This is a genomic window from Paenibacillus sp. YPG26 (genome assembly GCF_023704175.1).
In the GTDB taxonomy this organism is placed as follows: domain Bacteria; phylum Bacillota; class Bacilli; order Paenibacillales; family Paenibacillaceae; genus Fontibacillus.
This window is the reverse complement of the sequence record NZ_CP084530.1, coordinates 1,337,882-1,363,108: the sequence shown is the minus strand read 5'-3', so window position 1 is coordinate 1,363,108 and position 25,227 is coordinate 1,337,882. Positions and strand designations below refer to the sequence as shown.

17 protein-coding genes are annotated in these 25,227 nt (G+C 45.0%); 2 read left to right on the top strand and 15 right to left on the bottom strand.

What is annotated here, in order from left to right; all coding sequences use genetic code 11:
- Positions 1 to 13: 13 nt before the first annotated feature.
- From LDO05_RS06280 to LDO05_RS06225, 12 genes are all read right to left on the bottom strand, one after another.
- Complete coding sequence (locus LDO05_RS06280) at positions 14 to 1,006, bottom strand: substrate-binding domain-containing protein (RefSeq protein WP_251378006.1); 993 nt, start codon at positions 1,004 to 1,006, stop codon at positions 14 to 16.
- A gap of 17 nt (positions 1,007 to 1,023) precedes the next feature.
- Positions 1,024 to 2,595 (bottom strand): response regulator, encoded by a 1,572-nt coding sequence (locus LDO05_RS06275; protein WP_251378005.1) that lies wholly within the window; start codon positions 2,593 to 2,595, stop codon positions 1,024 to 1,026.
- Positions 2,567 to 4,387, bottom strand: coding sequence for a sensor histidine kinase (locus LDO05_RS06270; RefSeq protein WP_251378004.1), 1,821 nt, complete (start codon positions 4,385 to 4,387; stop codon positions 2,567 to 2,569). Before LDO05_RS06270 ends, LDO05_RS06275 begins: the two co-directional genes overlap by 29 nt.
- Before the next feature lie 270 nt (positions 4,388 to 4,657).
- On the bottom strand, positions 4,658 to 4,897 hold the full coding sequence (locus LDO05_RS06265) for an HPr family phosphocarrier protein (protein ID WP_251378003.1): 240 nt from the start codon (positions 4,895 to 4,897) through the stop codon (positions 4,658 to 4,660).
- A gap of 61 nt (positions 4,898 to 4,958) precedes the next feature.
- Entirely contained in the window at positions 4,959 to 5,945 is a 987-nt protein-coding gene (gene yjfF, locus LDO05_RS06260) for a galactofuranose ABC transporter, permease protein YjfF (RefSeq protein WP_251378002.1), read from the bottom strand.
- Positions 5,942 to 6,958: an ABC transporter permease gene (locus LDO05_RS06255; RefSeq protein WP_251378001.1), complete on the bottom strand. Its 1,017-nt coding sequence runs from the start codon at positions 6,956 to 6,958 to the stop codon at positions 5,942 to 5,944. Before LDO05_RS06255 ends, yjfF begins: the two co-directional genes overlap by 4 nt.
- A complete protein-coding gene (locus LDO05_RS06250; protein ID WP_251378000.1) occupies positions 6,948 to 8,477 on the bottom strand; it encodes a sugar ABC transporter ATP-binding protein in 1,530 nt (509 codons plus the stop codon). Before LDO05_RS06250 ends, LDO05_RS06255 begins: the two co-directional genes overlap by 11 nt.
- Before the next feature lie 137 nt (positions 8,478 to 8,614).
- Entirely contained in the window at positions 8,615 to 9,646 is a 1,032-nt protein-coding gene (locus LDO05_RS06245; protein WP_251377999.1) for an ABC transporter substrate-binding protein, read from the bottom strand.
- Positions 9,647 to 9,919: 273 nt separating this feature from the next.
- A complete protein-coding gene (locus tag LDO05_RS06240) occupies positions 9,920 to 11,191 on the bottom strand; it encodes an ABC transporter substrate-binding protein (protein WP_251377998.1) in 1,272 nt (423 codons plus the stop codon).
- A complete protein-coding gene (locus tag LDO05_RS06235; protein WP_251377997.1) occupies positions 11,184 to 12,299 on the bottom strand; it encodes a GGDEF domain-containing protein in 1,116 nt (371 codons plus the stop codon). Before LDO05_RS06235 ends, LDO05_RS06240 begins: the two co-directional genes overlap by 8 nt.
- Before the next feature lie 30 nt (positions 12,300 to 12,329).
- A complete protein-coding gene (locus LDO05_RS06230) occupies positions 12,330 to 12,836 on the bottom strand; it encodes a hypothetical protein (protein WP_251377996.1) in 507 nt (168 codons plus the stop codon).
- Positions 12,837 to 13,340: 504 nt separating this feature from the next.
- Positions 13,341 to 14,615, bottom strand: a complete 1,275-nt coding sequence (locus LDO05_RS06225; RefSeq protein WP_251377995.1) for a collagen-like triple helix repeat-containing protein — start codon at positions 14,613 to 14,615, stop codon at positions 13,341 to 13,343.
- Positions 14,616 to 15,395: 780 nt separating this feature from the next.
- Here LDO05_RS06225 and LDO05_RS06220 point away from each other — a divergent pair.
- The gene (locus tag LDO05_RS06220) at positions 15,396 to 16,079 is read left to right on the top strand and encodes a 4'-phosphopantetheinyl transferase family protein (protein ID WP_251377994.1); all 684 of its coding nucleotides are present in this window, start codon (positions 15,396 to 15,398) and stop codon (positions 16,077 to 16,079) included.
- A 140-nt stretch (positions 16,080 to 16,219) separates the two neighbouring features.
- Here LDO05_RS06220 and LDO05_RS06215 read toward each other — a convergent pair whose 3' ends face one another.
- The gene (locus tag LDO05_RS06215) at positions 16,220 to 18,313 is read right to left on the bottom strand and encodes an immunoglobulin-like domain-containing protein (protein WP_251377993.1); all 2,094 of its coding nucleotides are present in this window, start codon (positions 18,311 to 18,313) and stop codon (positions 16,220 to 16,222) included.
- A 264-nt stretch (positions 18,314 to 18,577) separates the two neighbouring features.
- Here LDO05_RS06215 and LDO05_RS06210 point away from each other — a divergent pair, with 264 nt between their 5' ends.
- Positions 18,578 to 19,432: a manganese catalase family protein gene (locus tag LDO05_RS06210; RefSeq protein ID WP_251377992.1), complete on the top strand. Its 855-nt coding sequence runs from the start codon at positions 18,578 to 18,580 to the stop codon at positions 19,430 to 19,432.
- Positions 19,433 to 19,826: 394 nt separating this feature from the next.
- Here the strand turns inward: LDO05_RS06210 and LDO05_RS06205 are convergent, their stop codons facing one another.
- Both LDO05_RS06205 and LDO05_RS06200 read right to left on the bottom strand, forming a co-directional pair.
- Positions 19,827 to 20,324, bottom strand: a complete 498-nt coding sequence (locus tag LDO05_RS06205) for a hypothetical protein (RefSeq protein WP_251377991.1) — start codon at positions 20,322 to 20,324, stop codon at positions 19,827 to 19,829.
- Positions 20,325 to 20,335: 11 nt separating this feature from the next.
- The gene (locus tag LDO05_RS06200; protein ID WP_251377990.1) at positions 20,336 to 25,219 is read right to left on the bottom strand and encodes an RHS repeat-associated core domain-containing protein; all 4,884 of its coding nucleotides are present in this window, start codon (positions 25,217 to 25,219) and stop codon (positions 20,336 to 20,338) included.
- Positions 25,220 to 25,227: the final 8 nt, after the last annotated feature.

Sequence of the window (25,227 nt, the reverse complement as noted above, 5' to 3'; positions counted from 1 at the left end):
TTAGACCTTCTCTTTATTTGTCCAAAGCTTCTTTATTCCAATTGTCCCTTGTCAGGATTTTTGCATTCAATTGCTGAACAACTGGAAGAGGCTGTCCTGAACAAGCTGCGGTCAATTGCTGAAGAATTATATCCCCCCACCTATCTTCGGACTGATCGATAGTCGCCGTAATCTGATCATTGCGAATCCCGTTTAGGGTTAGAGGCGTATTGTTGAAGGTGACCGCAAATTGACGTAACCCCTTGGCTTTCCATACAAGAATGGCTGATGAGCTCGCCTGTGAATCAAAACCGACAAACGCATCAAAATGGGGATGGTCTTCAATCATTTCTTCAATATTTGCGGTAGCTTGGTCAGCATGGTCCCCGTCTGTGCGCAGTTCCAGCAGTTGAACCCCGGATGAACCCGCTAAATAGTCCTTAAATCCGGCAACCCGCTGACGAATGTTGTTAAAACTGATCATTCCGGTCTCTGCAATGACCATACCCTGGCCGCCGAGCAGTTTATCCACGTATTCTGCCATCCGTCTTCCTGCTTCGTAGTTATCAATCCCGAAATAGGCCAGCCGTTTACTATTTGGCGCATCATTATCGAAGCAGATGACTTTAATCCCCGCCGCTGCTGCCTTATCAATATACGGAGTCATCGCCTCGGAGTCCACCGGGCTGATTGCAATCCCGTCCACCTTCTGTTTAATCAAATTTTCCATAATTCTGATTTGCTGTTCTAGATTCGCTTCATTTGGAGCTTTGACAATGAGTTGAATGTCCGCTTTAGCAGCTGCCGCCTTGGCACTCTTTGTCACCTGCTTATACACAGGATCCGCAGTTGCAAATATAATAGCCATGGTTAACCTCTGAGCCTGGTGACTGCTGGCAAGTGCTTCGGCTCCCTGCTTGTTTATCGGTATGCCCGGGGTATGGGCTGTGCTGCAGCTGCTCAAGCTCAGAGAACACAGCAGCAGAATGGCAATGAAAGAGCCTATTCGGCTATAAGCTGGGTGCATGCACAGCAACATCCTTCCTAAAGACAGATTTGCTCTTCTTGATTCCTGTAGACCTTTGTGGTTACACCTGTGATTTTTTTAAATACGGAATTGAAATAATGCGGATCGTTATACCCTACCATGGTCGCAATCTCATAGGATTTGGCACTTGTGGTCTTGAGCAGCTTCATGGCTCTCCTAATACGGGTTCTGATTAAATAATCAATAAAAGTCTGGCCGACAGCATTTGAGAAAATGCTGCTAAAGTGATTCGGGCTGACATTGACATAACCGGCAACGGATTGAAGTGATATCTCCGGATTATCATAATTCCGGTCGATGTAGTCCTTCGCCTTGCTTATGATATCACTGTATTTATTCTTGATCTGGTCCCTATACCGGAATACGAGTCTGAGAACAACAGAAGCTTTGTTGCGCAATTCTTCCAGACTGAAGACTTCCTGAAGACTCTCCTCCACAGATTCGAGCTCCGCGATGAACGCGTTCACATCCCCGCCGGATTCGTGAATGAACTGTGTGGCAGACATTAACATATCCATAATTAAATAATGGGAATATAGCGCATTATGATGATCTTCCTCGTCCTGGATGTAGCTTAATACGAACCCTTCTACCTTGGAGTTGTCCCCCTGTTCCAGGAAATCATTCAATCTGGTTCGCTTATCCGCGATGATCCCCTGCAGTTCCCTGCCTTTAATTGGCCGCTTTCGTATGAAATGCTGGTAGCTTTTCTTCTGATCAGCTTCCGAAAAAGAAATAGAAATCTCTTGAACCCGGCTCTTCACAGATCCGATTCCAGTATAAAGAGTACAAATCTTGTTCTCCTCCAGCTGCTTCATCTCCCGGACCAGCTTCTCTGCCAACAACTCAAGCTGGGCTGGATGATCACCCTTAAGAATCCAGGCATGCTGTTTCTTGTTCCGCTTCACATACAGGTGGTCTGAGAACTCTGCGCTTATTCTCTGGAACAACGGATCATGCTCCATATCAATTACCGCCGCAATGTCTCCCTCGCTTGCTGCTTCGAACTCCAACAATGTCACCAGATAAAAGCGCGAAATCAGCGGTACGCCAAATTCTTCCGACATCTGAATCGCATCTGCTGTAGGAATGGAACCCGTGCACAGATCAATGAGCATATGTTCCCTCATGAAGTTTTTATTGGCGCTTGCTCTCACCTGAAGTACTTCCCGCTCGCGTTTGTCTTTACGTTCACTGTCGATCTTGTTGGATATCTTGCGCAGGCTGTTAATCAGCTCTGAAGAGCTCAGCGGCTTCAGACAGTATTCCTCCACTCCAATTCTCAAGGCTTCCTGGGCATACGTGAATTCATCGTGGCCGCTGAGAATAATAATTTTCACCTCAGGCATCCGTTCCTTCACAATCTTGCTAAGCTGAATACCGTCCATAAAAGGCATTTTAATATCGGTTACTAGAATATCCGGAGCAATTCGTTCAATTAAGGGTAAGGCCAATTCTCCATCCGGGGCGTCACCGCTGTACACAAATCCCTCGCTTTCCCAGTCAATACGGTCTCTTATTCCTTCTCTCACAAGGATTTCATCGTCCACCAGGAAAACCTTCTTCATCAAATTCCCTCCTTACAGGTATTTTCACAGTGACCGTTGTACCTACGCCGGGCTGACTGTCCAGTTGAAGTCCATAGAGTTCTCCATGGTAGAGCCGCAGCCTTTGGTGTACATTTCCAAATCCGAATCCTCCGTCTTGCTTGGGTTCATCCTCAACTTTCTGCTCTATACCAGCCTGCAGCTGCTGCAGACGTTCCTGTGACATCCCCGCTCCATTATCTTGAATGACAATACGTATGGCATCATTGGAAATATAAGAACCGCTAATTCGGATCATGCCTTTGCCACGTTTGTTCTTGATTCCGTGGTACAAGGCATTCTCAACGAGAGGCTGAAGTGTCATTTTCAGAATCTGGCAGCTCAGAATATCTTCGTCGATGTCTATCTCATAATCGAGAATATCCCGATAACGCATTTTTTGTATTACTAGATAGTTCCCAATATGCTCGATCTCATCCTTGATTGTAATCAAATCGCGTCCTCTACTCAGACTGATTCGGAAAAAAGTAGTAAGTGCGCGCACAATCTCAATCACTTCTTCACTCTTTCTGTTCTCAGCCAACCAAATGATTGAATCCAGCGTATTATATAAAAAATGCGGATTAATCTGAGCCTGCAGAGTGCGGAGCTCGGCGATTTTAATCAACTCCTGTTCCTTTATACTGTTCTCTATCAAGATCTTGATCTTATCCAGCATGGTATTGAAGCTCGAGCCGAGGTCCGCGATTTCATCTCTTCCCATTTGACGCACCTTAGCGTCCAGATAACCTGAAGCAGCCTGGCGCATCTTCTTCTTAAGGAAGCGGATCGGATGGATGAGTTTGGATGATATAAAAAAGTATAAGGCTATTGTGAAAATAATCGTGAAGATGACTATGACTCCAATCAATCTCTCAATCCGGCTGGCATCCTTTAGCACTTCTGATAAAGGTACTTCCCCAATGATCTTCCAGCCGGTCTGTTCAGAAGAGGTATATACAACGAAATGCTCAACCCCCTCCACAGTACGGGTGAAATTCCCCATATCCCCATTCAGCAGCTTGGATTCCGCATCGTCAAATTTAGTGAACTTTCCAAACTGTTCGGGGATTATAATCGGCTGGCCCTTCTCATTCGCGACATAAAAATATCCACTCTGCCCAATTTGCATATTATTACAGAAATTCGAGATTACCGAAGCATCAAGCGTGATTACCATATATCCGATTAATTCACCGGTAATCTCCTGTTTGACTGTGGATACAATCGAGATTACAGATTGTCCCTCGTCGATAGAACGATCGAAATAGTCCGGTCTTTGTGGGGAAAGAGGTGGAATGATCATAATCTTGTCCGGTTGCTTCATCAGCTTGGCAAATACCGGATATGTGGATAGGTCCTGATCAAGGTCAAAGATGCCTTTTCTCTCGCTGATGCCCTTGCCATATAGATTGAACAGCATCATATTGCTGATCCGGTCAGATAACCTGTACGTATCGCGGTACAGACTAAATGTATTGAGAATCTCCTTGGCCTCTTGGTACGTCTCATTCTGGATGAAAAGAAATCTTAATACATTCGGGTTCTTGCTGATATCCAGAAACTTGTGATTGTCCGAGAATAAGGTATCAATATCATTCTTCAAATGATCTGCAGTTAGCTGTATTGCGGCAACACTGTGTTTCGATACAGTCTCGTAAGACATGTAATAGGCAATCATGCCAACGAGAATCAACGGAAATGCCGTCAGCAGGACGAACATCGCTAACATCTTCGCACGTAGACTAGAAGTAATCCAACCATATAGTTTCATACCGGAAGAGCCTCACTTTGCTTGATCTCACGCTTGGGCATTTACGCTGACATTTAAATTTTTACAATTAGGATGAATTATTCCATTCAGATTATAAAGCGCTTTCACAAATACGACAAGAAGATTTTATTCTTCCGTAAATCTTCGTTCAAATGAGACAAAGAGCCAAAGCGATCGCCTTTGTCTCCCGATTTCACCCGCTAAGAGCGGAGTAATTAAGAAATCAGGAGACAATAACGGCCGGAAGTTCAAGGATTCCACTTATTCTAGTTATTTTATGATATAAGAAAGATCATAGCGGGCGAACAGATCAGACAGGGCCCTTTTCGCCTCGTCTTCATCGGGTCCCATTACATACAGCTCATAGTTATGGTGCTCGGCTAAAGAGACGAACACACCCAATATGCTTTTGGCATCAATGATGATCTTCCCGAACTTCAGTACACAAGAAGATTTGAATTGGTTAGCCGTTTTAGAGATTTCCCAGCCGATTTCAGTTGTGTTGTTCATTCGTATCCCCGCCTCCTTATGCTTAAATGTGGTCGACAGCCGGATCGTATCCTCATTTCGATTATGCGGCGGCTGCACTGCTTTTTTTCTTGCGTGAGATGAACACCTTCTGGAGCAGGATGAACATTAGCAGGAGCAAGCCAATCGCAATCTTTGTCCACCAGGAGCTGAGTGTACCCTGGAACATAATCAAAGTCTGGATGATGCCTTGGATCAGGACCCCAAAGACCGTCCCAGCGACATAACCCGTTCCGCCGGTCAGCAGCGTTCCACCGATGACAACGGCTGCGATCGTATCCAGCTCCATACCTACTGCATGCAGACCGTATCCTGACAGCATGTAGAAGGTGAAGACAACTCCGGCAAGCGAAGAGCAGAACCCGCTGAGTGTATACACCAGCACTTTGGTTCTGGCAACGGGAAGTCCCATCAGCAGGGACGATTGCTCACTGCCGCCCAGGGCGTACACATTACGGCCAAATTTAGTATAATGCGCGATATAGATGGCTGCCGCCACAACAACCAGCGCAATGATTACGCTAATGGAGATATAATTGCTGCCGAATAAATACACTTTGGTCTGAGACACGGATTTGTACCACTCATGATCAATGGTGATGCTTTCGATACTAATCAGATAGCATAGGCCCCGGGCCAGGAACATTCCGGCAAGCGTGACAATAAACGGCTGAAGCTTAAAGTACTGAATCAAGCTCCCCATAACCCAGCCGAAGAAGCTGCCTATGAGCAATACGAACGGAATAACCAGCATTGGCGACCAATGATGATTCTGAACAAGGGTTGCCGACAGCATCGTTGTGAAGGCGATCATGGAACCCACGGATAAATCAATTCCGCCTGTAAGAATAACGAAGGTCATACCTACCGCCGTGATCAGCAGGAAGGCATTATCAATAAGCAGATTCAGGAACACCTGCAGAGAGAAGAACCCGTTATACTCTATTGAACCTGCCGCAAACATAACAACAAATAACGCTACGGTTACGAGAATGGGAAAGTAACGTCTATCAATTTTCAGGATGTTCATACCGATACCCCCTGTTTGGCAGTTTCATTTTTCTTTCTGCGCCTAGCGGCGAATGCAGCCCCGAAAGTCTCAGATTGAATCAAGCAGACAATTAACACGACTACAGATTTAACAACCAGCGTAACTTCCGGAGGAACGCCCATTGAATAGATGGAAGTGGTCAAGGTCTGAATAATTAATGCCCCAATAATTGTTCCAGTCAGATAAAAGCGTCCGCCGTTCAGGGAATTGCCGCCGATGACCACAGCCAATATTGCATCCAGCTCATACCAGAGCCCCGCATTGTTACCATCCGCGCTGGATACGTTAGAGCTTAAAATAAGACCCGCGATCCCGCTCAGGAACGAACACAGCAAATATACGATAAAGATAATCAGCCCGGAGCGGATTCCTGCAAGGCGGCTTGCTGTCGGATTCGTGCCTACCGACTCGATGAACAGACCCACAGCGGTCTTCCTGGTCAAGACGGCTGCAATGATGAAGAAGAAGGCAATAATGTAGATAGAGAACGGAAGTCCGAATAAATAACCAGCTCCGATAAAGGAATACGGCTTCGAGGAAATCGTCAGGATTTGTCCATCTGTGATTAACTGGGCCACCCCGCGTCCCGCCACCATCAGAATCAGTGTTGCAACGATCGGCTGTATGCCCAGCACACTGACGAGCAGTCCGTTCCAGGCTCCGGCAGCAAGCGCCAGCACAAGGGAGATCCCAAGAGCCGAGAACAGCACACTCATGCTCGACCCGTCACCCTGGCTGATGATCAGACAAGCCATTGCCCCGGTAATGGATACTACCGAGCCTACGGATAGGTCAATTCCTTTGGTAGCGATAACAAAGGTCATTCCGATCGAGATCAGCACAAGAGGTGCGGCACGGTTCAAAATATCAATCAAGCTGCCGAACAGATGACCATCCTGAACGGTGATTTTGAAGAATTCATGGTTATGAATTAAATTGGCCAAGAGTAAGACGACCAAGGTTACGAGCGGCCAAAACAGCTTATTTCTCATTTGGCATTCCTCCTGCAATTGCTTTCATGATATCCTGCTGGCTGACATTATGGTTATCAATCTCGGCAATTTTGTGGCGGTCACGCAGGATGGCGATTCTATGGCTGGTGCGCACAACCTCTTCAAGCTCGGAGGAAATGAACAGAATTGACATTCCCTTCTGGCACAAACGGCCCATCTGCTTCATAATTTCCGCTTTAGCGCCTACATCAATTCCACGTGTCGGTTCATCGAGAATAAGGAGGTCCGGATTCGTCAGCAGCCATCTGCCCAGAATCACCTTTTGCTGATTGCCGCCGCTCAAATTCTTAATCAAGGTCTCCGGTCCAGGTGTCTTGATATTCAGCAGCTTGATGTACTCGTCCGCATATTCCGTCTGTCTCTTCTTCGGCAAATACTTGAATATGCCCAGCGAGGCCTGCATAGCCAAGATTATATTTTCACGTATGGTAAGATCCTCAATAATGGCTTCTGACTTCCGATTCTCCGGACAGAAAGCAATGCCGTTATCAATGGCGGTTCGCGGTGATTTCAAGTTCACCACCGTGCCATTGATCGCAAGTTCTCCCTGATCGGCTCGGTCTGCTCCGAACAGAATGCGGGCAATCTCTGTCCGTCCTGAGCCCAGCAGCCCGGCAAGGCTGAGAATCTCTCCGGGATACAGCTTGAGATCAAATTGTTCAATCGAGCCTTTCCGTGCAAGCTGCTTGGTCTCCAAGAAGGGTGTAACCTTGCCGCTGCTTGTATGTGAATCCGCCATCTCCTGAACCTCTTCCATCTGATCCATAGCTTTACCGATCATTTTCGAGACCAGTTCCATGCGGGACAATTCTTCGGCTTTATATTCCCCGACAAATTCCCCATTTCGTAAAATGGTAATTCGATCAGACATTTCGTACACCTGATCCAGGAAATGAGTTACGAACAGAATCGCCAATCCTTCCGATTTCAATTTGCGCATCACTTTAAAGAGCTCGCTCACCTCGTTCGCATCAAGGCTGGAGGTCGGTTCATCAAGAATCAGAACCTTTGCCGATATATTTAATGCTCTTGCGATAGCTACCATCTGTTGAATGGCCACCGAGTAATCCCCGAGCTGTTTCGTAGGATCAATGTCTACGTTCAGCCGTTTCAGCAGCTCTGTGGAATGAGCATGCATCTCCTTCCAGTTGATCCGGCCTCTCTTCATAGGCTCGCGCCCGATGAAGATGTTCTCCGAAACCGTTAGGTTGGCACATAGATTAACTTCTTGATACACCGTGCTGATTCCAAGCTCTTGAGCCTCAAGCGGGCTTTGCGCCCGAATCTCCTTGTCATCCAGCCAGATTTCACCAGCATCAATCGAATACACACCGGTCAACACCTTAATGAGTGTAGATTTGCCGGCACCATTCTGACCCATCAATGCGTGAATCTCTCCAGGGAACATGCGAAAGCTAACGTCTGTAAGCGCCTTAACACCGGGGAAATGTTTGTTTATCCGGTTCATAAGTAAGCGGGGTTTCTTCTCTTCTTCCATTGCTGGTACCCTCCTATCACGTTCGTAGAATGAAGAGAAGCCGTCCGAGGCCATGCTTAAGGCAGGTGCTTCCAGCCCGGCCTCAATTAATAGACGGCTTCTTGCTCTAATCAATTCGGAATACAGATACTACAGGATCAGTATTTACGGTTCGGCAGCTCTTTCTCGGCTGTATCTTGCGGGAACACGCCTTCATCGGTCAGAATGCGCTTTTCTACCTCTTTACCGGCTACAATGTCCTTCGCAATTTGCATCAACTGAGGTCCCATCAGCGGGTTACACTCGACAATGACGTTGATCTTGCCGTCCTTCATAGCTTGAAAGGCGTCCTTGATGCCGTCCAAGGAGATAATTTTGATGTCTACTCCAGGCTTGATACCCGCTTCCTCTAAGGCTTGAATAGCTCCAAGCGCCATATCGTCATTGTGGGCATACAGTACATCCATCTTGGTATTTTCAGCCTTTGCGGATTTGATAAACGCTTCCATAACTTCTTTGCCTTTGGCCCGTGTGAAATCGCCTGTCTGAGACTTCACAATCTTCAGGTTGGGATTCTCTTTAATGACTTCCTCAAAGCCTTCCTTGCGATCAATGGCCGGCGCTGAACCCGTGGTACCTTGCAACTCCACAATGTTCACAGGGCCTTGATGATCTTTCATTTCTTCCAGAAGCCATTTGCCGGCTCGGCGTCCCTCTTCTACGAAGTCTGAGCCAAGGAAGGATTGATAGAGCGATGTATCTTTGGAATCAACAGCCCGGTCCGTAAGGATTACGGGGATACCCGCATCCTTCGCTTCCTTAAGCACGGTGTCCCAACCGGATTCTACAACCGGCGAGAAGGCGATGACATCCACCTTCTGAGCGATAAAGCTGCGGATCGCTTTAATTTGGTTTTCTTGTTTTTGCTGGGCGTCCGAGAACTTGAGATCAATACCGGCTTCTTTGGCCGAATCCTGGATGGACTTCGTATTAGCTGTTCTCCAGCCGCTTTCTGCTCCTACTTGAGCAAAGCCGAGCGTAATCTTCTTGTCTGTATTCGCGGAATTCTCAGCCCCAGTGGTAGAGGCAGTGCCTGACTTGCTTCCAGAATCTGTGTTTCCGCAAGCTGAGATTAATAGCATTGTGACTGTCAACAGAAGTACCGCACTAGACTTGAAAATACTTTTCATTTTGACAACCCCTCCTTGTTTTCACCATGTGGTTAGGTGTTAACAAGATTGTATTAGAGAACCTAGGGGGTCTAAATGGAATTCAATACGTATTTATTTGGAATATTTTTGAGAAATGGATGGCCCGGCTTGGATAAGTTTTAATTTAATCCGAAATAAATATGTTTTTTTATGATTTTTGAATTATGAACGCAAAAAAACAACCTGTCTCCAGGTGTGTACCCGAATCAGGTTGCTGTGTATGAATTACTATGCTGTTGCAGCAGCACCAGCCTAGTTGCTCGAATGAATGGCTTCCTTGATAATTGATCTTTCCTCGCTTGTTATTTGCTCCATTTGTTCCTTAAGCAGACCCAGCTGACTCTCGATAGACTGGTCGGATTCGATAATTCCGGTAACGTTTTTATCCCAAAGTGCCTTTAGCTCAGCATCCAGCGGCGTTGGGTATAATCCCTTGTTATGCTGTGCATAATTAATAGCCATGATCGATGGGTTTTGCCCGCCCAGATAGCTCTCTTTCCCGGAATCGTCTATTTTTCTAGTGAGCGAGAGGTTGTTCTTCAGGTATTCCCACGCTTCCGCCTTATGCTTGCTGTTCTTGGCGATCGCAAGCATGGCCCCGTCCCTATATCCATACAGGTTAAGCGGAAGCCCGGTTACTCTCCATCGGCCCGTGAGTTCTGGTGCCCAGCCTTTTAACGAATCTGTCGCCCATGGAGCCGAGTATATCATCGCCAGTTGCCCATCACGCAAGGCCTGCTCACCAGATGGATCCCATATCGTACTGCGAAGGGCAAGTCCATTTCTCCGAATCTCTCGGGCAACATATACAGCGTCTTGAAATTCCTTACTGTCCCAGGCGAACTCAAGATTACGATTCAGGATACTGGAAGACATTGAGGCGACATCAATCGGATCCGTATAATGCTGGAACAGATATATGCCCTTGCTCTTCAGCTTCTTGGCCATAGCTACCCAGTTCTGCGGAGTGCTTAGATATACCGCAAGCTTGTCCGGGTTAGAAGGGAAGCCGTTCTGTTCTAATATATCAGCCCGATAATACGTAAAAGCCGTTGGCAGCGACGTTGGCAGAGTAACAAGCTTGTTCATCTGCAAGTTCATATATTGCGGAAGCATATTGGCAGGAATCTGTTGTTCATAGTCTTTGATCTCAATTCCCTGTTCCCTAAGGTCATGCAGAATATCAAGCCCATTTAGCTTGCCCGACATAGAACTGTCGAGAAAAACAACATCGGGTGACTCATCCGTTCCATAGGCTCTGATAAATGCATCGGCGATCTCTTCGTATTTGAGTTGAACGGTTTTCACTCTAATATCTGGATGGAGAATCATAAAGTTGCGATCCGCATCCGAAGTATCATAGAAAGTCCAAACAAGCAGTTCATTCTTACTATCCTTATCAGGCTGGGATGGCTTCAATGCTTCTATGCCTGGTGATATCGGTGTCATTTCTGTCACATAGCTGCTGCATGCGGTCATCGTCAGGAGCAGAGCCAACATGAACGGTCTCCATAATCTAATCATGCTTAACATCTCCTTGTTGTTCAGCCCCTCTGCTATGCCAGACAATTGAACTGCCTGACTGTTTGGCCTGGTACATCGCATGGTCCGCAAGCTTCAACAATTCATCGGGATTATCAGTATCCTGAGGGTAACAAGCAATACCAATGCTTGTACGCGGCTGAAGTGTATGCCCCTGAACTTCAAACGGCGTTTTAAACAACTCGATAATTTGTTCAGCCGTCCGCGTAACCAAACCCGTATCCGCTGCGGGAAGGACAACCACGAACTCGTCTCCCCCAAGGCGAAATACCCTGTCGGGACCTGCCGCGGAGGTTAGCAGAGTGGCTGAATGCTGCAGCAGCCTGTCCCCTATTTCATGGCCGTAAGTATCATTAATCAGCTTGAACTTATTCAGATCCATGAACATTAATGCAACTGTTGAAGTTCTATCCTCGGTCAGCTGCTTCAATTGCTTATGGAAATAAAGTCGATTGGGAATGTTAGTCAAAGCATCTGTAAAAGCTAAACGCTGGAATTCCTGCTCGGACTGCCTGATTTGCTGAGCCTGCTCGGTTAATACCGTGTTCATCCGAGTGGCTTGCGTGAACATCTCTTTGAGCTTGACCGCCATCTGCTGAAAGTTCACATACAGCTTGTCGAACTCAACAATGTAGCTGTCCGTATGGGACACCTCGAAATTCTCTGTTATTTTACTAGGCAGGCCTGTCGTCTCGTTAGTAAGCTTAATCAGGATTTGGACAATCAGCTTACTAAACCAATATACGACCAGCAATACCACCAGGATAAAGGCCATAATCAATCCAAATTCTATCGTATAAATCTCGTATACCTCATACAAGAAATGAGATGCGGGTACCCTCACGTTGATGTTATAAGGTACTTCCTTGTGCATGGATGTATTATACCAATAGTATCCGCCGTTCCACTTGGATAGCTCGGTGAAATGTCTGCCTTCTGGCAGCAGCAGATACATATTCGAATTGTACTGATACATTGTGCGTTCTGGTAGATCGTTCACTGAAGGCTGGGCGGCAATGTCAGGCAGACTGGAAGCCAATATGTCACCACTAGGACGGGATATGACAACTTGAACCGCTCCTGATGCCACATTGTTAACGATTGCCTTCAGCTTTCCCAGCTAAATAACATCTCCCAGTTCAAGTGCCCGGTACTCCGCTGTACTCCAGCCGCTAACCTGCTCCTGGATGCTGCTGGCTGTAGATTGTGTCAGTTGAAGCGCTCGTAGGTTAACGACATGATTTTGAGAGATTCCCGTCATAATCATGAAGCAGACAAAAGGCAGAATCAGACCACTAATGGACAGATGGACGAGAATTTGCTGAAGAGGAATTCTTCGAGTCCTCATCTTCTTAATTCTCAACCGGCGTATAAAGGGAAGATAAGTTGTCAGCACCTCTGCTATTAGAGCATTGGAAGAGCCATTTACGCTTGATTTCGCAATGAGAAGCAGCAGCTGTGTCGAGGTTGGAAGCAGATCAACATATACTGATAACAAGAAGAGGAATACACTTGTCAGGAACCAGAAGAGTAAGTCATACAAAAAGACTGAACCCTTACGCAGCCTGCAGGCAAGGACCACGAATATAACTTCAACAAAGATAATTACGGAGTCGAACACGGACATTTGAAGCAAAAAATAATTACTGCTAGCAACGAAAAATGCTGAAATTATCGCTGCCCGACTTCCGATAAGCAGAAATGTCAAAATTAAAAACAGGGTTGATAGATGGAAACTCACCCCATACAGCATAGGGAGCGAAAACAAATCGCCTAGCAAACTTAGAAGCAGCAGTAGTATCGTTAGAAGTAGTCTGGCTTGCAGACGTTGGTTTAGACCAAACATGTTCAATGCCCCCGTATATTATAAACATAGAAAATACAAACATCACTTCAAGCGATACTTCTTTATCGACATTTAACGTTGATTTTCTTAAGAATTAAACCGACCCAGATATAGAGCTATGTACCTATTTTTACTGTTTTAATTATATCAAATTTCGGACTGGAAGCTAGCCTTCAGCATTATAATTGTTAAAACATTCTAGCATTATTATTAACATTGAGTTTACAAATCCCCAAAAGGGAAAAGCGGCAATCCTCAAAGGATTAACCGCTTTCTATATCAGCACTATATTAAGGCTCCTGTAAAAGTAATGGCTCCAATAACATTGGCTGTACCAACGGTTGCCAGTGCAACTAGCGAATACGTAACATTACCAGTTCCAGGAGTTAAATCAACGTGATCTACACCGGTTGCTTCAAATGTGAGATTTCCAGAAGAATGCTGATTGATGCTAAATATAAGGGTCGCACCACGAAGAATCTGTAATTGAATCGCTGTAGTCCCTGTTGTAGACTGCCACCCAACGACTCCGGTTAACCAAATTCTACTTCCTCCAGGTACTCCTGTTATTGTAATGGTTTTTATTGGAGTCGCCGTGGCCCCTATTGCGATGGCTGAACTCCCTACCGTATTTGGTGAATTTTCCGATACTTGAAACTGTTGGAATGACCCCGTTGGACCGGTCGCTCCGGTCACGCCGATAGCTCCAGTCACTCCGGTCGCTCCAGTCACCCCTGTTGCTCCTGTCGCTCCGGTCGCTCCAGTCGATCCGGTCACTCCAGTTGCACCAGTCGATCCGGTCGCACCGACCGCTCCAGTCGCCCCGGTCGCCCCTGTCTCTCCTGTCGCTCCAGTCGCACCGGCCTCTCCAGTCGCCCCGGCCTCTCCGGTCGCTCCAGTCACTCCGGTCGCCCCAGTCTCTCCCGTCACTCCCGTCACTCCAGTCGCACCTGTCGCACCTGTCGCCCCAGTCTCTCCTGTCGCTCCAGTCTCTCCTGTCGCTCCGGCCTCCCCGGTCGCTCCGGTCGCCCCGGCCTCTCCCGTCACTCCCGTCACTCCCGTCACTCCAGTCGCACCGGTTGCTCCAGTCGCTCCACTCGCCCCGGTCGCTCCAGTCACTCCGGTCGCTCCAGTCGCCCCGGCCTCTCCGGTCGCTCCAGTCACTCCGGTCGCTCCGGTCGCTCCGGTCGCTCCAGTCGCACCGGTCACTCCGGTTGCACCAGTCGTCCCGGCCACTCCGGCCTCTCCCGTCACTCCTGTCGCCCCAGTCTCTCCAGTTGCTCCTGTCTCTCCAGTCACACCAGTCGCACCAGTCGCACCGGCCTCTCCCGTCACTCCAGTCGCACCGGTCGCACCGACCGCTCCAGTCGCTCCATTCGCCCCGGTCGTACCGGTCACTCCGGTCGCTCCATTCACCCCGGTCGCCCCGGTCACTCCAGCCTCTCCGGTCACACCTGTCGCTCCGGTCAGCCCAGTCTCTCCCGTAGCTCCGGTCGCTCCAGTCACTCCGGTCGCCTCAGTCGCTCCAAAATCGTTCAGTCTATTAACATAACCCAACACTTGATGAAGGTGGAGCAGAGAATGTAGTACTTGTTTTTTTGCCCGAAGTATCTTTCTTTGTTTCAATAGATTCTTAGCCCGCCGTAATTCCTTACGTGCAGAATTCACTTTTCTAACAGAAATTTTGCGTACCTTTTCCCGCCTATTCATTTTTACCTCTCCCCAGAGTTCTCCGGAGGGGCTTGGTTCTCGAATGGCTATTCAAACAAACGAACACACCGCTCGCAAGAATCAGGCTAGTCTCAATTTCATCTATAGCATCTTCAAATTTATCCTGTTTCAAATAATGTTCTGCCCTTCGCAGTCGCCGGTTGACAGCATCCAACTTACGAATTTGGTTCCGATAGGTCATCTATAGGGCCCCCTTCGGAAAATATTTGATATTCCACAAGCCTCCATCTGACTCAATCTGCTTAACAATAGCTTCTTTCCGTCATTGTTACATTCTATGGGTTTGAGACTAAAGACAGCACGGTATACACCTATTGCAGGTTTTTTTCTTTAATTCTGATTCCAGCTAATAAGTACAACCCCGGTGTCCTGGCCCAAAAGAGCTGCCTCAAGCTCTTGCCCACCTGCTCGTCACAAACCTGCTTAACTAGGGACTCGGGAAGAAGCCATGTCTAGATACTTAACATCGGGGAAGAAATTTCAGGAATAGAAATACACAGACTGTTCACTCTTGAAATAATGTATCCTTCCAGAGTTTCTCAGCTGTATTCGGTTAGCGTATACTTTAGAAAAGTGGCAGCTGATATGCTCATTAATAGGGGGGAAATTATGATAAAAGTGTATGCTGCACGGATTACGAGCTTTCCAATAGAACATTTGGATTCCATATTGTCTGGACTTCCCGAGGTAAGACGGGCTAAGCTTCTCAGATTTCGCTTTCTGCATGATTTGCTGCGCGGTGCTACTGGCGACCTTCTAATAAGGGCTGTGCTGCCCAGGATGCTAGATTGTAGTGCTGACGAATTAGAATTCGGCAGTAACTTGCATGGGAAGCCTATTCTGATGGGGGATGACTTAAATATTGGCTTCAACGTTTCTCATTCGGGGGATTGGGTGGTTCTGGCTGCAGGTTCATCAGGGCGAATCGGGATAGACATAGAGAGAGTTAACGAGATGGACTTAGCGACAGCGAAGCAATTCTACACGGAGGATGAGTACAACTTCATCATGAAACATGAATCGGCTGAAGCGAGATTATTGCGGTTTTTTCAGATATGGACAGCGAAAGAGAGCTACATCAAGGCCATGGGCCAAGGCTTGTCCATACCTCTGAACATCTTCTCTACCGTTGATGGGGATCGTATGGCCGAAAAGCAATTAATCGGGGGCGAGCCATGGTATTTTCGTCCCTACTCTTTGGAAGAAGGATATCTACTAACTGCATGCGCGGATGTACCTGAGTTCGATAGCAACGTCCAAATTTGTGATATAAGGTCTCTTGTTGGTCTTTGAAATTTCATCAAAAATTAGCCGAGAACACTCCTTCCTCTTCAAAACTTTTTGGATTGGTGAACTCAGAAATTGTTGCAAAAAAAAAAAGAAAAAAGCGTCCGATAAATCGGTACGCTTTTAGTCCTGCATAATTCAATAAACTATAAAAGTTCAAGCATCGTTTTAATTTTGGAGTTTAACTTTAAGGTATTGAGGATGAGCTGTAACGCTTCAGCTCTGGCAGCAGTGCCGTTCGCATTTAAGTCCCCGTTTCCATTGCCTTTAATGACACCTGCCTGAGCTGCCATTTGAATCGGGTCCTTACTATCAATCTTGTTTTGAGTTATTCCTTGAAAGTCTACAATCCGAGATAAGATCACAGTCATTTCTTCGCGTGTAATTGCCTTGTCCGGGTGGAATGCTCCATTGCCGCTGCCGCTAATGATACCTGCTTGTGTGAACTGTTTAATGGCATTTTCGGCCCAATGACCCTTAATATCCTTGAGCGCAACTTTCTTTGTTCCAGCAACATCAAAAATCCTGGACAGAATTCCAACGAACTCCCCGCGAGACATGTCTTGATCAGGTCTAATCGTCTTGTCCTCATAACCTTTAATAATATTCAATTTCGTAAAAATATCAATGGTATGCTCGGCCCAGTGATTTTTGATATCGGTTGGAGCAAACGATGAACCCTGCTTTTTAAGAGCTTCACTGACTTTCGTCTCCAAGATTTGAGTGGTACTGGTCCCTGGTTTAAGTACATCTTTCTTGAAAACCTCATCATCCTTCGGAGCCGGAACCGGTGCTGGTACTGGTGTTGGCGTCGGTGCTGGTTTCGGTGTTGGAACCGGTGTTGGCGTTGGCTGCGGATCCGGCGTTGGTATCGGATTCGGTATTGGTGTTGGCTGCGGATCCGGTGTCGGGTTCGGTGTCGGGTTCGGTGTCGGGTTCGGCTGTGGATCCGGTGTTGGTATTGGACTTGGTGTTGGCTTTGGATCCGGTGTTGGCGTTGTAGAGCTGCCCGCAAATACCAGCTGGTAGAATACAGGTTTCAGCATTTCATCTGTTGCCGCGACACTATAACTCTTGAAATAGAATGGATATAGTTTGTATTTCCCGCTAGTCATATTAATACCATAATCGGACACCTGGAATGCTTTTGCCGTATAAGTCACTAGCATTCCTTGGCTGGGGTCACCTCGAGGTATATCGAAAGTGATGGTCTTCTTCTCCTCATCGATAATTCCAACATGGTCATCCAGAGCAAACGAAGTGATCATTTTATCTTTGATGAAATGTCTAACGTTAACAAAGAAATCACGAGTATCCGAAACTCCATCCACATATACTCTCGCAGTCAGCTTAACCAAATGATCCGTATCGTCTAAGGTTCGGTTAACCGTACCATTTGAAGTAATTACTGAAGGTTCGCTTGACACCCAAGATACGGAAGACGAGTATTTCCCCCCTATAGGCAACCCTATAGCTGAGCTTCTAACTCCATCCGCAGAATCTTCGCTGTAGTAATAACTAATCTGTAATTCATCCATGGCTTCACGAAGCTTGTCTTCAGGAGTAGGCTCCGCTTTGACCACGATAAGATTAAAGTCCTTTGTTATTGGAGCTTCAGTTCCAGCTCTGAGTGTAGCTGTTAGTGTAACCTGCTTATCTCCACCAATATATGGGGGCCGTTTGACTTTACCATCATTCGCAATAATTGACGTATCAGAAGACGACCATGAATAAAATACACCGTTCACAAGAGTAGGGAGAGTTAGGGAAGAAGTGACTTTATCCTCAGTTTGGCCGCCGGTAAAAGGCAACTTCAACGAATCCCTAGCTTCTTTTAACTTATTATATATTTCCCAGGTTACTGTAACATTCGTCGGAGTTGAATTTACTCCATCACGCGATGCGGTAATATTGGCAGTCCCCTCACTTAGCCCTGTTATAATTCCCCCTGGGGATACAGTTGCAACAGCCTCGTTATCAGAACTCCAGGTAGCGGTTGAACTGATATCTGTAATTGAACCATCACTCATTATTCCGTTAGCAGTTAGCTGTAACTCACGATTTGGCGAAAAAACCACTGGCCCTGTGATGTAAATCGACCTAGCCTGTGGTTGACTCAATTCATCTGCAAATGCTATGTTGCTCGGTTTAGAAATAACTTGGATACCAGGTGAAGACAAAGGTACAGATAACAACAACGCACCGATTACTATGATTGATACTTTTTTATGCAATTTCACTGAGATGACCCCCATAAGGCAATATGATGTTAGAAACATCACCATTCTTCACAGATAAGCATGAAGTCAGATGTAACATCTATATCGGTTAAATCGCTATGTTTATGTAGATTCATGTCAGATATCAGCATACACCTGGCCTTAAATAAAGCTGGAATTTTTAAGCAGACCTGCTTGCGCATAGTAATTCAGCATCTGCGCCACAATGATGCATGAGTGTTATTAATTTCATTCCAGCCTTAGTGGACAACAGGAGGACAACAAATGTATTTCTATAAAGAAGATTTAATCAATGTCATTGTTCCGGACAAACCTGATCCAGAAGCGGCTAAAGTTCTGCAAGAAACCTTGGGCGGACGATTTGGTGAGATGCGTACTATGATGCAGTTTTTCTTCCAAAGCAACAATTTCCGCGGTAATGCTCTACAGTACCGGGATTTGCTGCGTGGTATTTTCTTAGAAGAGATCAGCCATGTTGAGTTAGTGCAGCATACAATTAACCAACTCCTGACTGGGTCTGGAGAAGAAGCTGTAGGGAATGGCGGCGTGACCGGTGCCCCTCTTGAGAATGCGATTAAGCACGCCAATCCCCACCATTTTATTATGGGGGCTCAGAGTTCCCTGCCCGTGGATGCGGCAGGCAACCCTTGGAACGGTAACTATGTATACAGTCACGGAAATCTAATCAGCGACCTTCTCGACAACCTGGTGCTTGAATCGACTGGCGTTCTCCAGAAGTCCCGGATTTATGAAATGAGCTCCAACCAAACGTTTCGCGAGACGCTTGCTTTCCTCATTGTCCGCGACAATGCGCACCAGAACGCTTTTGCCAAAGCTTTGGAGACGCTAGGTGTGGAGTGGGGCAAGCTGTTCCCTGTGCCCAACTACGATATCAACAAATACCCGGAGTGCCGTAAATATGTGGATATGGGCTTCCATAATGCCCAATTCAACTTCCGCCTGGATTCGACGCGCATCGGCGAAATCTTCAGCGGCCAGACCCCAAGCCGTAACGGCGGTACTCTGAATGTCGTTGATCCACCTCAGGGCTTCCCTGTTCCGGTTATGCCAGAAATGCCAAATGAGCACAGCCCTGGATTGTACGATTTGAACGCTTAAGAATTTAGAATTTCTATATATGGTCTTTGAAATCCTTTGAGGACAAGGATCGAAGCACACTTTGCAAACTTAAGCAGCCAGTTGTCGGGATAAGCCCGTGCTGGCTGCTTAGTAATATAGCTTGTAATTCACTCTCACTATCGGAACAGGTTATTTTACAGTTGAAATTCATTTTGATAAAACGGTGAGAAAGCTAAGATAACAAAAAGCAGGTCAATCGTGGTAGTATCTGACCCATAATTGACCTGTCTAACATAATGGAATATCGCTAAAAATAGTGCACGGGGATTAACGGTTACCTTCTTTTAGGACTTGTTGCCCGATTCATTTGGCACTGGGTGGGGAATAAGAGTAAGACTCTGAGGGATACCCCATGGTGGTTATTCGAGTAAATCTACAACAATGTTTTTATTACTTTTATCAAGTCATAGTCATAAATGGTAAGGTAGCCTGGAGGCGTAAAATATTTTCTAAACGATGCTCGATTGATTGGATATATTACTTCCCATTTATCTACATCAAGATCGGCATATAAAACATTGGTATCCTTATTTCTTTCATAATTTCCGACTTCGCCAGTTAGAAGGAATCTGTTCTCAATTTCAAACCATTTAAAATCAAACTGGGAATTAGATAAATACTTATCCGGACTATTTCGAGATACTTTTACAGCAAGGGTTTCTTTTAAGTGTTTATTAATTTTCTTTTTTGCAATCCATCCTGTCTCAAACACATATTTAGACTCTGTTACGCAAATGTATTTGCCGACTTCTAGCTGTTTTTGGGCATCTTCTAGCTTTACTGCAAACTTTACGGGAACAAAGTTTACCAAAATAGCAATTAATATAATGTACAACATTATAGAGAATATTCTCTTCACTCCTCTTGCCATTTACATCACCCTTACCTTGTAAACTTTAATAACGTCGCTCCGCTTGCAGCTTCAGGATATCGCGCAGAACCGATAATCGAAAATCCATATGACTTCCTCGCTAATTCAACAAATTCAGCGTAAGCAGCCCATTTACCGCCTAGTGCTCTGTTGATTTTTGCTTTCCAAGTATAATACTCTCTTGGATACATCATATATTGATATGTTGTTTTACCTTCATATGCATAAGTTGTCCCACCAACTTGGTTAACCCAAGCCTTAGCGAAACTATCATTGCCGTCAGTTCCTGTATTGCACGAGTAAAACCATGAAAGGGGATTACTAAATGCATTGCCATTAATTTTTTTTATCTTAGATGTTGTCAAATTTAAATTCTGATTGTATGAAGAATCATAGTTATACCCTAGTGGTATAATTCCGGTAAGTCCGTGTGAGAAAAGTGTAAAACTAGTTATTTTATCATTCATTCTGCTTTTACCACCAGTTTTATTGTTAATGTAGTTAATGAAATCGTCTGCAGTGCTTAATCCCACTATATTAACATTCAAAGAGCTAACAGCTTTCGAAAAGTTAGCCCAATCACTATTACTCCATCCAGCATTAGCAATAAGCCATGCAATCGTCTCCCTAGGATTGGCTTTCCGTAATTCACGTATCTTTTTAAGTGCTGGTTCGATGAAATTATAATCATATCCTCCATGAGAATCGACAGAATAATCTCCTCCCGATACTACTATTCTTTCGTGCCCACTTGGATCCACATTGGTCAGCGGGTTATTCTCTACATACGTATACAAATTTTGACTCAGGGGATTAGAAACATCACCTTCATACGTATCTTCAGCTATAAATCTTCCAATTCCCGGGTCATACCAGCGGGCCCGCAAGTACTGAAGCCCAGTGGTCTCATCCCAGTACTCACCAGAATATCTGAATATATTGGGGACTGTTTCTTTGCTACTCTCTGGATTACCCCATACATCATAAGTATAACTATTGAGTTCGGTTCCTTTGCTGTCGGTTAGACCAATCACATCTCCATGGCCATTGAATTGGTAATACTGCATGGCGCCTGTATTCTTGTCTTTACGGGCCCATAATTGTCCTCCCAAATCATAAACATAAACATATAAGAGCTTAGGTGATCCGTCTGGTTTGACTTCTGCCTCGGCAATTAATTTGGCTTCTTCATCATAATAGTAACGAATCTTTTTATCTTTTTCCTTACGTTCATATAATAGGCCATCTCCATTATACCGGTAAGAGACTTCTTTCCCCTCTCCTTTTACCCCTATTAGACGATCCAGACTGTCAAATGTATACTCCGCATTCTGCATACCCGAAATTTTGGATCCCTCTACATCAATTCGATTTCCCTTGTTATCGTAGCTGTAAGTTCTAGTGTTCTCTTTGGTGCTTTCTTTCTGGATACGATTTAATGGATCATAATCGAAAGAATCTGATATTTGATTCTGAGTACGACTAATTATGTTCTTATTGTTATCGTATTGATAATTGAACTGCTGCTTTTGATTACCGCCTTGTTCTACAGATATACCCGACAGATCATATCCTTTATAGCTATAAACTATCCCTGTACCACTTGCAGTTGTTAATTTTTTTAGTAATTTGTTTGATCCATATTCAAACGATAGCTTGTCTCCAGGTGTGGCAGCCAATGCGGCAGCAGTTCCATTCTTGCTGGACACTTCAAGATCCTTGACTCTATTTAACTCGTCCAAATTACCCTGGATCTGTGTTGCAGACCCATTAGGAGACACCAATGTGTAACCTGTCCGTACTTGCGTGTTATAACTATATTCAATTTTTGTCCCATCCGGATATTTTAATGTTATTAAGGAACCATCCGTTGGATCGTAAGTATATCTTGTTGTACCTTGCGAATCCTGCATTGTGGTCCGGCGACCAGAGAAATCAAATGTATAGTTTATTGTATTTTCCGAAGCCTTAATTTGAGTCAAGTTATTATCGCTATCGTACTGATATTCTTTGGGTTTTCCAGAGAAATCCACAAACTTGGCGATATTTCCTCGAGCATCATAATAATACTTTCTGGATTGATTACCTTGATTAACATGTAGTATTTCCCGGCCTAATTCATCGTACTGCTTATTAATCTCAGACCGGTCTGAAAGCTGAATTTTAGTTAGGTTACCGGAAAGGCTGTACGTATACTTCGTGTTCTGTTGCTTGGGATCGGTTACGGATATTATTCTTCCTAATCCGTCATACCCATAAATTGTTTGCTGATTTTTCCCGTCCGTAACCGAGATTACATTACCAACTAGGTTGTACCCCCGTTTCTCTAATACGATATTCGCCTCATTATTAAATTCCTCTATAGATACAGTCTGTCCGAGAAGATCATACGTCTCCTTCTTTTTATATCCTGATGCATCTGTATAGGTCGTAGTCCGATTAACTAAATCATAGCCAACCAGATCCTTCGAGCCATCTGCATAACTAGTTTGAACCAATCGATCCATTGAATCGTATTTATAACTGATCTTATTACCTTCAGCATCGATATACTCCTCGGTATTGCCTTCAGTATCATAAAAATATTGGAATACTGTATCATCCCGCACTTGTTGAGCAAGAAACCCTACAGGATTATATTTGTTGATTGTAACCAATCCGCTAGGATCGGTGGTTATTACTGTGTTCAAATTATCATCATAAACGACTTTTTCGGTAGAACCATCACTGTAGCTAGTTTGAACTATACGTCCGGTCTTATCGTATTTATATGACGTCTTATTCCCTGTTTCGTCAATTCCCAAGAAAAGTGCCCCTGTACGGGAGTACTCATATTGACTCGATACCGTTGATGAAGAGTTATCAATACCCGTTACTTGGGTAGACTCCTTTGTAAGCAGATGATGTCCGAAAGGTGATTCATAGGATTGTCTTGTTGATATTGTCCTTGAATCATCCTTCACCTCAACAACAACCGGGTTTCCATAGCTATCGTATTGGTAATTAGCCTGAGACAGAAGTTTGTTAATTGAGCCCGTTTCAGAGATAGACGACTGCTTTAATCCCCCTAGCGAATCATAAGTATTAGTTTCAACCCTGAATTGATTGTCAGCAAGCTTGGTTTTCACTCTACTAGGCTGATTCCAAAAGTACGGTTCAGCTGATTTTTGATAGTCATAAGTAGTCTCTTGGCCGGTACTTTTCTTCAGCGAAAGTATGAACCCATTCTCATCATATTTGTATTCTCCGGTCACTGACTCAGATTTCTTTCCGTTTTGAATAAAGCAGTCTTCAACTTTTATTGGAAGGTTTCTTTTTGATGAATCATAAGTCAGATTCTCAACCGACGCAGTCTGGTCTCCGTCGCTTCGGTATTCATCAAGATAGTGGATATCTGGCTGTGTTGCACCATCAAATAATTTTCGAAGTTGGAAAGTTTGTTTGGAATGCGGTCCTTCAATAGTTGTAATCCATTTTGCATCCTTCCCGAAACTTGTTAAGTCCTCGTTGGTGTACTTGAATAATCTTTTATAGACTAAAATATCGCCTCTCAGAACCGCATAGGCATCTTGGCGTTTAGTCGTTTTAAATACAAACCTAGTTGCATAGCTGCCAATCGTTTTCAGAGATGGGGCATAATCAAAATCCGTTATTGAAGAGGTCGGAGATACAATACGTGTCAGAAGTGCAGATTTGTCCCAAGATTGTTGATCCAACTGACCAACCAAATTGGCTAAAAAGTTAAACCGCGCTTCAGGCATACTGTAATAATACTTGGTTTCTTTCCCAAGAGCATCCGTTACTTTAGTCAGCACCGGCCGGTCTTCATCCATAGCATGCGTATATACCTTAACAAGCTCTGTACCCGTTTGTTTCACGGTTACTTGCGTATCTGTATAAGTAAAAACAAGCTCGTTTCCATCGCTGTTTTTCACCCTAGTGAGGACATTTCCAGTTCCCTGCTTGGTATAACTGAAATCCACCCGGTTATTGTAATCATCCTTAATTAGAATCAAATATCCGGCATCATCAAAATAATAGTTTGGTCCATTTAAAACTGCGAGTTTGTATTTACTTGTTCTCCCATTAACAACTGCGCTTGTGTCATCAGCAAGTTTGAGATTCTTATACTTGTAGCCCTGCAAGGATAGATCAGTAAGTATACGGTATGTGCCGATTCCCGGAAAATACATAAATCTGCGGCTGTCCCGTGTCATAATGTAAGGCTGATCCCATCTCCATCCTCTGCCTAGCTGCGAATCAGACTCCTCTCTTCGTGTTCCCGCTTCATTTTTGTAATTACCGCCACTAAGCTTTACGGAAATATCATTATTGGCTTTGGAGCTGTCATATACCCGGTTCAAGGAGAACGGGATTAAACCAGGCAATATAAAGTCGGTATAACCAACATTTAGATCGCCTGTCGCTACGGATACCGAATCGCTACCATAACTCTCCACATATGGGGACCAGGGCTGATCTACAGGCAAATGGTCTACTGCTGCTTGGTCATAATCCGTCTGTGCAGCCAATGAGCTGGGACGATTTAAAGTCAAAGCTGAGCTAGTCTCTAACTTATTTACTTGTACTTGAGGATCTTTCGTTTTTGTTCCGTTTTTATTAATAATGGTTTTATAGGCACTAAGATCTCCGCCCGATTGATCTAGCGCTGTATAAATTTCGTACAGGGAGTAACCTTCGGCAAGCTGTTGGTCTAACCACAACTCCTCTTTATGGAACTTCTCCAGAATTCCTGAGAGGGTTACAATCTCCTGCTTTCTATTCCCATTTGAACTTAAAGCTTGCTGTTCATCTTTAACTGCATTTGCTATTGTCCCTAAGCCCGTAAAAGTAATTGATAAGCACAAGATGGATACTAATATACGTTTTAGCATTTGATCAC